The sequence below is a fragment of the Caballeronia sordidicola genome (assembly GCF_000729995.1).
GTDB lineage: Bacteria > Pseudomonadota > Gammaproteobacteria > Burkholderiales > Burkholderiaceae > Caballeronia > Caballeronia sordidicola_A.
Genome location: NZ_JNFG01000202.1, coordinates 107,005 through 120,159 on the forward strand (window position 1 = coordinate 107,005; position 13,155 = coordinate 120,159).

At 58.3% G+C, this 13,155-nt stretch carries 12 protein-coding genes; 8 read left to right on the plus strand and 4 right to left on the minus strand.

What is annotated here, in order from left to right; translation table 11 throughout:
* The first annotated feature begins 604 nt into the window (after positions 1–604).
* From FH08_RS0140755 to FH08_RS0140770, 4 genes are all read left to right on the plus strand, one after another.
* Positions 605–1,564, plus strand: a complete 960-nt coding sequence (locus FH08_RS0140755) for a beta-propeller fold lactonase family protein (RefSeq protein ID WP_235210673.1) — start codon at positions 605–607, stop codon at positions 1,562–1,564.
* Positions 1,565–1,666: 102 nt separating this feature from the next.
* Positions 1,667–2,692, plus strand: coding sequence for a sterol desaturase family protein (locus tag FH08_RS0140760; RefSeq protein ID WP_031363866.1), 1,026 nt, complete (start codon positions 1,667–1,669; stop codon positions 2,690–2,692).
* A 166-nt stretch (positions 2,693–2,858) separates the two neighbouring features.
* Positions 2,859–3,716, plus strand: coding sequence for an EI24 domain-containing protein (locus FH08_RS0140765; RefSeq protein ID WP_031363867.1), 858 nt, complete (start codon positions 2,859–2,861; stop codon positions 3,714–3,716).
* 22 nt (positions 3,717–3,738) lie between these two features.
* Positions 3,739–4,551 carry a competence/damage-inducible protein A gene (locus FH08_RS0140770; RefSeq protein WP_031363868.1) on the plus strand — a complete coding sequence of 271 codons (813 nt, stop codon included), beginning with the start codon at positions 3,739–3,741 and terminating at the stop codon, positions 4,549–4,551.
* 23 nt (positions 4,552–4,574) lie between these two features.
* Here FH08_RS0140770 and FH08_RS0140775 read toward each other — a convergent pair whose 3' ends face one another.
* The gene (locus FH08_RS0140775; protein WP_031363869.1) at positions 4,575–5,039 is read right to left on the minus strand and encodes a rhodanese-like domain-containing protein; all 465 of its coding nucleotides are present in this window, start codon (positions 5,037–5,039) and stop codon (positions 4,575–4,577) included.
* A 364-nt stretch (positions 5,040–5,403) separates the two neighbouring features.
* Here FH08_RS0140775 and glnA point away from each other — a divergent pair, with 364 nt between their 5' ends.
* The 3 genes from glnA (at position 5,404) to ntrC (ending at position 9,780) form a co-directional block, all read left to right on the plus strand.
* Positions 5,404–6,819: a type I glutamate--ammonia ligase gene (gene glnA / locus FH08_RS0140780; RefSeq protein ID WP_031363870.1), complete on the plus strand. Its 1,416-nt coding sequence runs from the start codon at positions 5,404–5,406 to the stop codon at positions 6,817–6,819.
* 166 nt (positions 6,820–6,985) lie between these two features.
* Positions 6,986–8,131 (plus strand): nitrogen regulation protein NR(II), encoded by a 1,146-nt coding sequence (gene glnL / locus FH08_RS0140785; protein ID WP_031363871.1) that lies wholly within the window; start codon positions 6,986–6,988, stop codon positions 8,129–8,131.
* A gap of 143 nt (positions 8,132–8,274) precedes the next feature.
* Positions 8,275–9,780 (plus strand): nitrogen regulation protein NR(I), encoded by a 1,506-nt coding sequence (ntrC, locus tag FH08_RS0140790; protein ID WP_031363872.1) that lies wholly within the window; start codon positions 8,275–8,277, stop codon positions 9,778–9,780.
* 175 nt (positions 9,781–9,955) lie between these two features.
* Here ntrC and xth read toward each other — a convergent pair whose 3' ends face one another.
* From xth to FH08_RS0140805, 3 genes are all read right to left on the minus strand, one after another.
* Entirely contained in the window at positions 9,956–10,732 is a 777-nt protein-coding gene (gene xth / locus FH08_RS0140795) for an exodeoxyribonuclease III (RefSeq protein WP_031363873.1), read from the minus strand.
* Positions 10,733–10,902: 170 nt separating this feature from the next.
* Positions 10,903–11,196, minus strand: a complete 294-nt coding sequence (locus FH08_RS0140800) for an addiction module antidote protein (protein WP_031363874.1) — start codon at positions 11,194–11,196, stop codon at positions 10,903–10,905.
* Positions 11,193–11,501 (minus strand): type II toxin-antitoxin system RelE/ParE family toxin, encoded by a 309-nt coding sequence (locus FH08_RS0140805; protein ID WP_031363875.1) that lies wholly within the window; start codon positions 11,499–11,501, stop codon positions 11,193–11,195. Before FH08_RS0140805 ends, FH08_RS0140800 begins: the two co-directional genes overlap by 4 nt.
* A gap of 297 nt (positions 11,502–11,798) precedes the next feature.
* On the opposite strand from FH08_RS0140805, the gene FH08_RS0140810 reads away from it, so the two are divergent.
* Positions 11,799–13,073 carry an amidohydrolase family protein gene (locus FH08_RS0140810; RefSeq protein WP_031363876.1) on the plus strand — a complete coding sequence of 425 codons (1,275 nt, stop codon included), beginning with the start codon at positions 11,799–11,801 and terminating at the stop codon, positions 13,071–13,073.
* Positions 13,074–13,155 lie beyond the last annotated feature (82 nt).

The window sequence follows — 13,155 nt, forward strand, 5'->3', positions numbered from 1 at the left end:
TAACAATTTGACAAATACATGTCGGGTTGATCGATGGAACGCATCACGCCCGTGCTTGCCTGAAGTGACAGGAACGCAGTGGGGCGCAGTGGCTCCTTGGAACGAGGAACTCCCGCCTCGTAAATTCTGGCCCGCTCGGGCGTCGGACAGCCTTCCTGCATTGATACGCTTCGGACTCAGAAGCTCGGGATGATCGCGGTTATTGAGTTTGCGAAACACGCGATCTTTCCTAAAAACGATCAAAGATCGAGATTTATTATTCGGATTGCAAACTAATTGAAAATTGGATGGAATTTTGTCGTGTCATTGGCGCGAGGTGATTTGGCCGGGAGCGTCGTCGCGGCGTGTTCGGGCGTGTTCTCAACCCGTTGGTCGACCGCTTCCATTTCACTGCTGATCGGAACGTCCCCGCTTGCGATACCGGTGCTTCAGGAAGGCGGCCGTCGCATTTGCGCCGCAGATGCCAAAAAACGCGCAAAACCCCTTCTGGATCAATCTTCGGGCGGTACAAACGTTCTACAATGGCCGCTGTTTTCCGACTTGAGCTTTCATGCGTAACTCTTTCTCTATTCGTCTCGTTCGCGCGTCCGCCGCCGGCGCTGCAATGATCGTCGTCGCCTTGTCCTTGTCCGCGCCTGCGCGCGCCAACAACGTCATCGTGCTGAATTCCGGCGAGGCTACGCTTAGCCTCATTGACCAGACCACTCATCAGGTCGTGTCCACCATCCCGACGGGCAAGGAACCGCATCACCTGATGGCGACGCCTGACAACGCGTCGCTGATCGTGGCGAACTCGGTGTCGAACAACCTGATGTTCGTCGACCCGAAGACGGGCAAGCCGCAGCGCTGGGTGGAGAACATCGAGGATCCGTATCAGATGGGTTTCTCGCCGGACAAGAAATGGTTTGTCTCAACCGGCTTGCGGCTCGACCGCGTGGATATTTACCGCTACGACGGCACGAATATTTCCATCGTGAAGCGCTTGCCGCTGGCGGTCATGCCCAGCCATATCGCGTTCACGAATGACAGCAAGACGGCATTTATTTCGCTGCAGGTTTCAGGTGAGGTCGCGGCGATCGACCTGGCGACCCAGACGATCAAGTGGAAAATGAAGGTCGGAAAGGTGCCTGCCGGCCTCTGGATGACACCCGGCGACAAATATTTGCTGGTCGGCATGACCGGCGCCGATTACGTGGCTGTTGTTGACTGGCAGATGCAGAAGATCGTCAAGACCATCAAGACGGGCAACGGCGCGCACAATTTCCGCTCGCTTGCGGACGGCAAGCATGTGGTTGTGTCGAACCGTGTGGCGAGCACGATCAGCATCATTGATGAAGATGCGCTGACCAACGTGGGCGATATCACCGGTCTGCTGCCGGGACCCGACGACATGGAACTTTCCGCCGACAAACGCTATCTTTGGGTAACGTTCCGGTTCGCGAAGCATATCGGTATCATTGATATGACCAATCGAAAACTCATTCAAACGATCGCTGTGGGCCGGTCGCCGCACGGCATTTACTTTTTCGATCGCGCGCCGGTTACCGGGCCGAATGGCGGGTAGTTACGCGTCAATAGGCACGCGTGAAGGGCCGGGGAGAGGAGAATCTTTCCCTGCGCATGAATTACGGAATGACCAGTAAGTGGCACCCAGTAACGGAGCACCATGTTTCATTCGATCTTCTCTCTTTTCGACAGCCTTGTCTCGACCCTGCAGACGTGGCTTTACATCGACCTGGTGCAGCCGTTCATGTTTAAAGTCGGCTTGATGGGTTACGACGAGGACACCTATGACGCGCTGTACTGGGTAATCGTAGGCGTGCTGGAAGTGCTTGCCATGTATGCGATCCTGCGGCCGCTGGAAGCGTTGCGGCCCGCTGAGAAGTGGCCGGATCGCAAAGGCGTCCGCGTGGATGCGCTCTATACATGGATCGTCAAGCTCGGGATCCTGAACCTGTTCTTTTTCTTCACCTTCCAGCCGTTCTTCGACGGCTTTCAAAGCTGGCTGCGGCTGCACAATATCGCCGACATCGATCTCGACAATCTTTGGCCGGGCGTGACTTCGCAGCCGCTCGTCGCGTTCGTGATCTATCTGATCGTGCTCGATTTCGCAGGCTATTGGTATCACCGGATGGAACACCGGATCGGCATTTGGTGGGAGTTGCACGCTGTTCATCACAGCCAGCAGAAAATGTCGCTTTGGACGGACGATCGCAATCATTTGCTCGACGACATTCTGCAAGCCGGGTTCTTCGCGACCGTGGCGCTTGTGATCGGGGTGCAGCCGTCACAATTCGTCGTGCTTGTCGCAATCACCAACCTGATGCAAAGCGTCCAGCACGCCAATATCCGGGTGCATTTCGGCTGGCTTGGCGAGCGCCTGCTCGTGAGCCCGACGTTCCATCGGCGGCACCACGCGATCGGCTATGGTCACGAAGGCACCACGTACGGATGTAATTTCGGCGTGCTGCTGCCGTGGTGGGACATGCTTTTCAGGAGCGTGTCGTGGAATCGCGAACTCGAGCCGACCGGCATTCGCGATCAACTGGCCGTTGCAGATAAGCCGGGCCGCAATTACGGCGATGGTTTCATCGAGCAGCACTGGCTCGCATTCAAACGCATTGCGGAGCGCATCGTGTCGCATAGGGCCACTCGCGCGCCCGGTTCAGATTCGGATGCCGCGGCGGTCTAAGCCCACTGGCGTTCTCGTTCGATCTGAACTGTCGTGCCTGAACCCCTTGTCGCCGGCCTCGAGCCGGCGGAGTCGTTTTTGCTTCCAGCGTTAGCCATCCGGACGAGCAGCGCACGCAGTGCTCTGTGGTTTATCCTGTCTTCTTTACTCTTCGGACCACTTTTGCATGAATGACTTGTTGCGTTCGTTCGTGCGCGCGCTAGCGAACGCTTTTCATCCGAGAATGTTGTGGCTGACATTCATGCCGTTCGCCGTGGCGACCGTTGCATGGGGCGCTGTCCTGTGGTTTTTCTGGCAAACGCTGACGGGCGCTGCGCGTGACTGGCTCGACGGCTGGGCGTTCACGTCCGCCATGTACCGGCTCTTCGATTCCATCGGTTTCTCGTCGCTACACGCGGTGATCGCACCGTTTTTCATTGTGATCATGGCGATTCCGTTGATCGTGGTGACCATTTTGTTGCTTATCGCGACGCTTTCGATGCCTTCGGTGATCAAGCTGCTGACACGGCGGCAGTACGCATCGCTCGAAATGCGGCGTGGCGGTTCCTGGTACGGCAGTCTCGGACATTCAGTCATCACGACGGTCGTTTGTTTGGTGCTGTTGGTCGTGACGTTGCCGCTGTGGCTGATCCCGCCGTTTTTCGCGATCATTCCGCCCGTGTTATGGGGCTGGCTGACTTATCGCGTGATGACGTATGACGCGCTCGCGTTGCACGCGAGCGCTCAGGAGCGGCGGGCTATCGTACGGCGTGCGCGCTGGCCGTTGTTCGGCATCGGCGTGATCAGTGGCCTTTTGGGGTCTCTGCCGACCATGCTGTGGGCGTGGTCGGTCTGGCTACTGCCGTTATTTCCGGTCGTCGCTGCGGCGACCATCTGGATCTATGCGTTTATTCTTGTTTTTTCGGCACTCTGGTTTGCGCACTATTGTCTGCACGCGCTAGAGCGCCTTCGGACGGAAACCAACGCTGCGCCGCCTCCGTTGAGCGGCCCCGAAGCGTCGGCCGAGTTGCGAATTTCCGGCTAATTTTCAAGATCAGGGAGCATTCATGGGCTTTGGCGTGATTATCATTGGCGACGAGATATTGTCCGGTCGAAGGACCGACAAGCATCTGCCAAAACTTATCGAATTATTGTCGGCGAGGGGATTGTCGCTGGATTGGGCGGATTATATTGGCGATGACCGGGACCGCATCACGGCCACGCTGAAGCGGGCGTTTGCATCGGGCGATATTGTGTTTTCGACTGGGGGAATCGGCGCCACGCCTGATGACCACACGCGCCAGTGCGCAGCCGCGGCGGTTGGCGTGCCGCTCGAGCTACATCCGGAAGCGGCTGAACTGATTCGCGCGCGAATCAGGGAAACGGCCGGCGACAAGCCGGTCGATCTCGACCTCCCGGAAAACCTGCATCGCCTGAACATGGGGACGTTCCCGAAAGGCGCGACCATCATTCCGAACAGCTACAACCGGATTCCCGGCTTTTCGCTCGGGAATGTCCATTTCGTGCCCGGTTTTCCGGTCATGGCATGGCCCATGATCGAATGGGTGCTGGATACCAAATACGCCGGCCTTCATCACGCTACGCCTTACGTCGAGCGGTCAGTGCTGGTCTTTGGGTTGCCAGAGTCCCGGATCACGCCGCTAATGGAAGCAATCGAGCGTGACTTCGCCGGCGTGCGCGTATTCAGCTTGCCAAGCGTTGGCGACTCGGCGCGCGGAAAGGTGTTTGAGCGTGCGCACATCGACTTGGGCGTGAAGGGCGAGCCCGAGGCGGCGAACGCTGCGTTTGCCAGATTGCGCGAAGGTGTGAGCGCGCTCGGCGGCGAGATAGTGGAAATCGAGCCGGGCGCGGCGGTTTAAAACAAGGTGCTGGTGATTTCTCTTCAGGCGCCAATCCACGGCAGGCCACGAAAGCACCATCCCGACACAGTTTTGCGGTGGCCTTGTGAGTCTTTATCGCCCTCGAAACCTTCAAGCAGGTCGAAGGCCTTGGTAAAGCCTTCCTTTTGAGCGACGACCGCCGCTAGTTTCGAGCGAGCGGCGCTGCGGCAAAGAAACAGGATTGGAGTATCGGGCGTGGCAATCTCACGTAGCTGCTGGAGAAACGCGGTGTTTGGCACGGAGCCCGGATATTGAATCCACTCGACATGCGAGTATTGCGCGGTGTCAATGGCAGGACGGCCGATCCAGTCGAGCTCGGCGCGCGTGCGAACGTCAACCAGACGCACGGATGGATCGAGCTGCAAAAGCTCGAAGGCTTCGGCGGGAAGAACGGCGCCAGCATAGGGCAACTGGTCCTGTTCAGCGCGACCGGTGGCCTTTGCGTACAGCTGTTCAAGCGTGCTCATGGGCGAGGTCTCCAATCGGACATTTTAATCAGGCATTCTAGCGCGCTGATGACGTGTGTCACCGTGGGAGACCGCTGGGTTCGCGACGCATCAGGATGGTGCGAGGCGTTCAAATCGCCCCGAATCAGTGCTAACGTTACGGGCTGCATCTGCTTATGCACCGAATATGTGCATTGTGATGCTGCCTGGATCAAGTAAGCCCCTTGAAGGGTGATGGTACTTCCCCGAAAAAGCGCGCAGCTTCAATCGCTTAGCGCAACAATGGTGCACTTGGCATGGAAGCTGCTTTTGACTCTGCCGATGGTTTCGAATCGGTTAGGCGGCGAATGAATGTTCGTCGATTTTGTTAATCAGGAGATAGGTAATGAGCAAATCCGTGGCCGACGTCATGCAACTCGTCAAGGACGAGGACGTTAAGTTTGTCGATTTCCGTTTCACCGACACGCGCGGTAAAGAGCAACACGTTTCGGTGCCGGTCTCGGCATTCGACGAAGACAAATTTGAAAGCGGCCACGCTTTCGACGGTTCGTCTATCGCCGGATGGAAGGGCATCGAAGCATCGGACATGCTGCTGATCCCGGACGCTGACACCGCGTTCATCGACCCGTTCTATGAAGAGTCGACGCTCGTGATGTCGTGCGATGTCGTGGAACCGTCGGATGGCAAGGGCTACGAGCGCGATCCGCGTTCGCTGGCAAAGCGCGCCGAAGCCTACCTGAAGAGCTCGGGTCTGGGTGACGCCGCTTTCTTCGGCCCGGAGCCGGAATTCTTCATTTTCGACTCGGTGCGGTGGAGCGCGGATCAGTCGGGCTGCTTCGTCAAAGTTGGTTCGGAAGAAGCGCCGTGGTCGTCGTCGATGGAATTCGAAGGCGGCAATACAGGTCACCGTCCGGGCACGAAGGGTGGCTACTTCCCGGTCTCTCCGGTCGACACGTTCCAGGACATCCGTTCGGAAATGTGCCTGTTGCTCGAGCAGATCGGCATTCCGGTCGAAGTTCACCACCACGAAGTGGCGGGCCAGGGCCAGAACGAGATCGGCACCAAGTTCTCGACGCTGGTTCAGCGCGCTGACTGGACGCAGCAACTGAAATACATCGTCCAGAACGTGGCGCACACGTATGGCAAGACGGCGACGTTTATGCCGAAGCCTATCGTTGGCGACAACGGTTCGGGCATGCACGTGCACCAGTCGATCTGGAAGGACGGCAAGAACCTGTTCGCCGGTGACGGTTATGCAGGCCTGTCGGAATTCGCGCTGTTCTACATCGGCGGCATCATCAAGCATGCTCGTGCGCTGAACGCGATCACGAACCCGTCGACGAACTCGTACAAGCGCCTCGTGCCGCACTTCGAAGCACCGGTTAAGCTCGCTTACTCGGCGAAGAATCGCTCGGCTTCGATCCGCATTCCGCACGTGTCGAACCCGAAGGGCCGCCGCATCGAAACGCGTTTCCCGGATCCGATGGCGAACCCGTACCTGTGCTTCTCGGCGCTGATGATGGCCGGTCTGGATGGCGTGCAGAACAAGATCCATCCGGGCGAAGCAGCGGACAAGAACCTTTACGATCTGCCGCCGGAAGAAGATGCAAAGATCCCGACCGTGTGTTCGGGGCTTGATCAGGCGCTCGACGCGCTCGACGCTGACCGCGAGTTCCTGACGGTCGGTGGCGTTTTCACGGATTCGATGCTCGACGCGTATATCGAACTGAAGACGGCCGAATTGCAGCGCTATCGCCAGGCTGTACATCCGATCGAGTTCGAAATGTACTACTCGCTGTAAGCGCATTACATGGCGTGCGCGCTTCTCTGGTTGCCGTATCCTGGAGAAGCGCGTCGCGTGATGCGAAGCAGAAGGGTCGAATGAACGAAAAAGGGACGGCGTGCCGTCCCTTTTTTAATCGCCGGCACTTCTCCTGATAAGTTTCAAGACGGGGTCTCACTGCACGATGGTTCTCAAGAATCTCATCAAGGCGAGAAAGAGTCCTCCCGACAATTCGTTGTCCGACGATGCCGCGCTCGTCGCTACTCATCTGTTGCCGGGCATGGAAGCGCTGCCCACGGTCGTGCTTGTGCTCGACAAGTTGAGCCTGAAGATCGCTTTCGCGAATCCGTCGGCTGAAGCCATGCTTGAGCGCTCGCGCAAGCAACTGGCTCAAACTTCTTGGCCCGAACTGTTCGCCAATGCGGACGAACTGGTGACGACCATTACGTCGATTGCCGATCACCGTTTCAACGCAACGCATCTCGACGCCGTGCTGGAGCGTCCCGGCCGCGAGCCGCTGCACGTTCACGCGATTGTCGCGTATCTGGAAGTCGCACCGAATTATGTGCTGCTCGAGCTATTCGAGAACGAGCGGCATTTGAAGACCGACCGCGAAGAGCGCATTCACGATCTGACCGCGGTCAACAAGCAACTGATTCGCAATCTCGCGCATGAAATCAAGAATCCGCTCGGCGGCATTCGAGGCGCAGCGCAACTGCTCGAGTTCGAACTGGGTGCGCGTGAACGCGACGAATTGCGCGAATACACGCAGGTGATCATCAAGGAATCGGATCGGCTGCAAACACTGGTTGACCGCTTGCTTGAGCCGCATCGGCATCCGCATATTGTTGGCGACGTGAATATCCACGAAGTCTGCGAACGCGTGCGCGCTGTGATTCTTGCAGAGTTTCCGCGTGGCCTTACGCTTGATCGCGATTACGACGTAAGCGTGCCCGACTTGCGCGGCGACAAGGAGCAGCTTATCCAGGCTTTGCTCAACATCGTGCGCAACGCGGCGGAAGCGCTGCGTGAACGTATTTCACAAGGTGACGCAAGGATCGAGTTGCGTACGCGTATTGCGCGCAAAGTGACGATCGGCAAGCGCCTGCACAAACTGGCACTGGACTTGCATATCACTGACAACGGTCCCGGCATCCCGGAAGACATACGGGACCGGATCTTCTATCCGCTTGTGTCCGGGCGGGAAGATGGGAGCGGCCTGGGCCTTACGCTCGCGCAAACTTTCGTGCAACAGCATGACGGATTGATCGAGGTGGAAAGCAAACCAGGCTGCACTGAGTTCACCATCTTGTTGCCGTTCGAAGGCTGACCTGACGCCGATGAAGGATCGACGCACGAAAGCATGGAGTTAAGGATGGATCACGAGGGTTCATCGACATCTATAAAAGCGCTAGTGCGCCTGACCGTTTCGACGGGCTTATACCGAACCACAAAGACATCTCGCCGAACTATATGAAGCCGATCTGGATAGTAGACGACGACCAATCCATCCGCTGGGTGCTTGAAAAAGCGCTCGCAAGAGAGAACTTCGCCACGCGCAGTTTTTCCGGCGTCCGGGATGCGCTGACCGCGCTCGAACAGGAAAGTCCGCAAGTGCTTGTTTCCGACATTCGCATGCCGGGCGGTTCGGGACTCGACTTGCTTCAAACAGTGCGTGACAAGCTGCCGGGTTTGCCAGTCATCATCATGACGGCGTTCTCCGATCTCGACAGCGCCGTGGCTGCATTCCAGGGCGGCGCGTTCGAGTACCTGGCGAAGCCGTTTGATGTCGACAAGGCCGTTGAACTGATCCGCCGCGCGGTTGACGAAAGCATGCGCGGCGAAGCGGCCTACGACAACAGCGTCACTGAAACGCCCGAGATGCTCGGCCAGGCGCCGGCGATGCAGGACATGTTTCGCGCGATCGGCCGTCTGTCACATTCCGCCGCCACCGTGCTCATCACGGGCGAATCAGGCACCGGAAAGGAGCTTGTCGCGCGAGCGCTGCACCGACATAGCCCGCGCGCGAACGGGCCGTTCATTGCGTTGAACACCGCCGCAATCCCAAAGGATCTGCTTGAGTCCGAGCTGTTCGGCCACGAGCGCGGTGCATTTACGGGTGCGCAGGCGATGCGCCAGGGACGGTTCGAGCAAGCTGAAAACGGAACCCTGTTCCTCGATGAAATCGGCGATATGCCGTTCGATCTGCAGACGCGTCTGTTGCGTGTGTTATCCGATGGGCAGTTTTATCGCGTGGGCGGACACAACCCGTTGAAGGCGAACGTCCGCGTGATCGCGGCGACTCATCAGAATCTTGAATCACGTGTGCGGCAAGGGTTGTTTCGCGAGGACTTGTATCATCGGCTGAACGTGATTCGCTTGCGCTTGCCCGCGTTGCGCGAGCGTAGCGAAGACATTCCGTTGCTCACGCGGCATTTCCTGCAAAAAAGCGCACGCGATCTGGGTGTCGAGCCGAAGCGCGTGTCGGAAGATGCGCTTGGATTTTTGGCATCGCTGCCGTTTCCTGGCAATGTTCGGCAACTCGAAAACCTGTGTAACTGGCTAACCGTGATGGCGCCGGCGCAGACGATCGAGCAAAAGGATTTGCCGCCGGACCTCACGCCGACTCAGGAATACGCCGGTGAGAGCATTGCGTTGACAGCCTCGGCGGCGGAAATGGGGAGTGGATCGAATGCGGCCCTGTCTGGTGGCGTCGGCACTTTGCCGGCTTCGCTTGGTACGGCGCCTGCCGGCGTTCCCGCGAGTGTGTGGGAAAACGGCTTGAGGACTGAGGTCGCGCGATTACTGCGCGAGAATACCGCCGATGTCATGGACGAACTCGCGCGCCGCTTTGAGGCCGCAGTGATTCGCGAGGCGCTCGACTTCACGCGCGGCCGGAAAGTGGAAGCGGCCGAACGGCTGGGGATCGGCCGCAATACGATCACACGCAAGATTCAGGAGCTGCACCTCGACGCTTGAGGTGGATAGTGGAGGGCGTCTCTGGCGACGCCCTCGTCGTAGTCCTTCTTGACAGCGGCCTCGAGCACTCGCGCATCGAGCTGAAAGCTCCAGGATCCAGGCGAAACATGACGCAGTCGCCAGCGCGGTTGGCACAACTTTCGCCTTAACGCTCCGCTCCTGGACCACTCCCCACTCAGCTAATCGTCGCGATCACCGGCGCGTGGTCCGACGGCTGTTCCCACTTTCTCGGCACTTTGTCCACTTCGCACGCTGTGCATCGTGCGGCGAGTTCTGCCGTGACCAGAATGTGATCGATGCGCATCCCCGCGTTACGACGGAACCCGAGCATCCGATAATCCCACCATGTGTAAAGCTTCTCGGGCTGCTCGAACATGCGGAAGGTGTCGGTGAGCCCCAGTTCGATCAACTGCACGAAATGCGCACGTTCTTCGGGCGAGACGAGGTTCTGGCCTTCCCACGCTTTCGGATCGTGGACGTCGCGATCATCCGGCGCGATGTTGTAGTCCCCGAGCAGGGCGAGTTGCGGATACGTCTTCATCTCGCCTTCGATCCAGTCCCGCAGCGCTTCGAGCCAGCGCATCTTGTAGGCGAACTTTTCCGTACCTGGCGCCTGACCGTTGGGGAAATACGCCGAGATGATCCGCACCCCTTCGATGGTCGCGGCAATCACGCGTTGCTGCGGGTCCTCGAACGCGGGAATGTTGCGTACGATGGTGGTCTCATTGACCGTCAGCGTGTCGCGTACCAGAATGCCGACGCCGTTATAGGTCTTCTGGCCGGCGAACCAGCTTTTGTAGCCGACGGCCGCGAGTTCGGCGACGGGGAATTTGTCGTCAGTGAGCTTGAGTTCCTGCAAGCACAGCACGTCGACGCCGCTCGTTGCCAGCCAGTCGATTACATGCTGTTGGCGGACCTTGAGGGAGTTGACGTTCCAGGTGGCAATTTTCATTTGTTTAGTGCGGAGATTGACTCTCGTCAGTGATGAGCTGTAGGCGCGAATCTGTAGGCATGGGTACTAAGCTGTCTATCGGTCTTTCGACGTTATGGGCCCGATTGATTGAAGCATGGGTGCAGCTACCTGAGCCACAGGCCATAAGCCGTCGCCATTAAGAAGGGGCGTCAGTGATGTACCGGCACGGCGACCAGTTTTACTCCTAACGCAGCAGCCACTTTCTGGATGGTTTCAAAGCGGGGTTTTGCACCTTCGGCCAGCGATTTGTAAAGGCTTTCGCGTTGCACGCCTGCCTCGGAGGCAACTTTTGACATGCCGCGTGCTTTCACGATATCGGCAAGAGCCGAGAGGAGAATATCGGAATCGCCGGAGGCAAGCGCCTCGTTCAGATATGCCGCGATAGCCTCTTCGCTATCGAGATAGTCGGATGCTTCGAAAGCCGAAATGTGAGTTGAGTTCATTTTCGTTCCTGTCTGATTTGCTGCCACATGGTCTTCGCTCGGGCGATATCGGATACCTGCCTTTGCTTGGTTCCCCCGGCCAACAGCAGATAAACGCTCGAGCCGTCGCGCACGTAATACACACGATAGCCCGCGCCGGTGTGAATCCGCATTTCCCACACGCTGCCACCGACGTCATGACAATCGCCGAAATTTCCCAACGCGGCGCGTTTGATCCGGATCAAGATGGCGGCTCTTGCCAACACATCAGTCACGCCCAACAGCCAGACCGAGAAGTCGCGCGTTTGATTGATTGTGTTCGTCATGCGTGTGGATCCCAGATAACGTTAAGTGGGATGCCTTGATGAACTGTATCCCATTGGATACGAAAATTCAAGGCATCATTCGAATGTGATTGTTTGATCTTGTTCACACGGCAAATCAGCAACGGAGCGACTCGAACGAAGTGCCGCTGGCTATCCATCGTGCGAGTGGAGTTGTTACTGTGACCGGTAGACCGAACTTGCTGCAGTCGACCGAATGGCTAACGTGGGCAGCGCTCTGAAAATCGTGCTTCCGGTCCCGCTACAATCATCGAAACACTTGGGCAAAAGGACAACTCCATGGACCTGATCATTCGACGCGCGGCGCTTGCGGATTCCCGCGATCTGGTGGACATCGGCATTGAAGGCGGGCGTTTCACCGCGATCGAACCGCAGCTCGCCGCCACCGCGCAGGAGGAAATCGATGCCGCCGGTTCTCTTGTCTCCGCGCCGTTCGTCGATGCGCATTTCCACATGGATGCCACGCTGTCCTACGGTTTGCCGCGGGTGAACGCGTCGGGGACGCTGCTGGAGGGGATCGCGTTATGGGGTGAGTTGAAGCCCGATTTGACGCAAGAAGCGTTGGTCGATCGGGCTATGCAGTATTGCGATTGGGCCGTCGCACGCGGCCTGCTCGCGATTCGCTCGCACGTGGATGTCTGCGATCCGCGTCTGCTCGCGGTGGAGGCGCTGTTGGAAGTGAAGCGTCGTGTGAAGCCGTATCTGGACTTGCAACTCGTTGCGTTCCCGCAGGACGGCGTTTTGCGCAGCCAGGGCGCCTTCGAGAACCTGAAGCGCGCGATATCAATGGGCGTCGATGTGGTCGGTGGAATTCCGCATTTCGAACGCACAATGGCCGATGGCGCTGAGTCAGTTCGTCTTCTATGCGAGTTCGCCGCGCAGAAGGGGTTGCGCGTGGACATGCATTGCGACGAGTCGGACGATCCAATGTCACGTCATATCGAAACCTTGGCGGCGCAGACCCATCGGTTGGGAATGCAGGGACGTGTTACGGGTTCGCATCTCACCTCGATGCATTCCATGGACAACTATTACGTGAGCAAGCTGATTCCGTTGATACGCGATTCCGGCGTGGCCGCGATCGCGAATCCGCTGATCAACATCACGCTCCAGGGTCGCTCCGACACCTATCCCAAGCGCCGAGGCATGACGCGCGTGCCGGAGTTAATCGCTGCAGGCGTAGACGTAGCGTTCGGCCACGACTGCGTGATGGACCCGTGGTACAGCCTGGGCTCTGGCGACATGCTGGAAGTGGCGCACATGGGTTTGCACGTCGCGCAGATGACGGGCACTGACGCCATGCGCGCGGCCTTCGATGCAGTGACGACGACGCCGGCGAAGATCCTGGGTATTGAAGGGTACGGAATTGCCGTGGGCAATAACGCGGATTGCGTGGTGCTGGACGCGCGCGATCCGGTTGAAGCCATCCGATTGCGTGCAGCGCGTACGGCTGTCCTTCGTCGTGGCAAGGTGGTCAGCCGGGCGCCGGCCATGCGGGCGAAACTCAGCCTGGAAGGGCGGCCCGGGGAAGTGAGTTTCCGGTTGAATCGATAAGACACGAAACCGCAAGAAAGCCGCATAAAAAAAGCCGTTCCAACTTGCGCTGGAACGGCCTCCTGCGGTCATACAAGCGGCA

Bases quoted from the DNA above. Each gene is read 5' to 3' on its own strand.
- FH08_RS0140770 (WP_031363868.1), top strand. From the start codon at position 3,739: ATGGGCTTTGGCGTGATTATCATTGGCGACGAGATATTGTCCGGTCGA.
- FH08_RS0140760 (WP_031363866.1), top strand. From the start codon at position 1,667: ATGTTTCATTCGATCTTCTCTCTTTTCGACAGCCTTGTCTCGACCCTG.
- glnL (WP_031363871.1), top strand. From the start codon at position 6,986: ATGGTTCTCAAGAATCTCATCAAGGCGAGAAAGAGTCCTCCCGACAAT.
- FH08_RS0140775 (WP_031363869.1), bottom strand. From the start codon at position 5,039: ATGAGCACGCTTGAACAGCTGTACGCAAAGGCCACCGGTCGCGCTGAA.
- FH08_RS0140800 (WP_031363874.1), bottom strand. From the start codon at position 11,196: ATGAACTCAACTCACATTTCGGCTTTCGAAGCATCCGACTATCTCGAT.
- FH08_RS0140765 (WP_031363867.1), top strand. From the start codon at position 2,859: ATGAATGACTTGTTGCGTTCGTTCGTGCGCGCGCTAGCGAACGCTTTT.
- ntrC (WP_031363872.1), top strand. From the start codon at position 8,275: ATGAAGCCGATCTGGATAGTAGACGACGACCAATCCATCCGCTGGGTG.
- glnA (WP_031363870.1), top strand. From the start codon at position 5,404: ATGAGCAAATCCGTGGCCGACGTCATGCAACTCGTCAAGGACGAGGAC.
- xth (WP_031363873.1), bottom strand. From the start codon at position 10,732: ATGAAAATTGCCACCTGGAACGTCAACTCCCTCAAGGTCCGCCAACAG.
- FH08_RS0140810 (WP_031363876.1), top strand. From the start codon at position 11,799: ATGGACCTGATCATTCGACGCGCGGCGCTTGCGGATTCCCGCGATCTG.
- FH08_RS0140805 (WP_031363875.1), bottom strand. From the start codon at position 11,501: ATGACGAACACAATCAATCAAACGCGCGACTTCTCGGTCTGGCTGTTG.
- FH08_RS0140755 (WP_235210673.1), top strand. From the start codon at position 605: ATGATCGTCGTCGCCTTGTCCTTGTCCGCGCCTGCGCGCGCCAACAAC.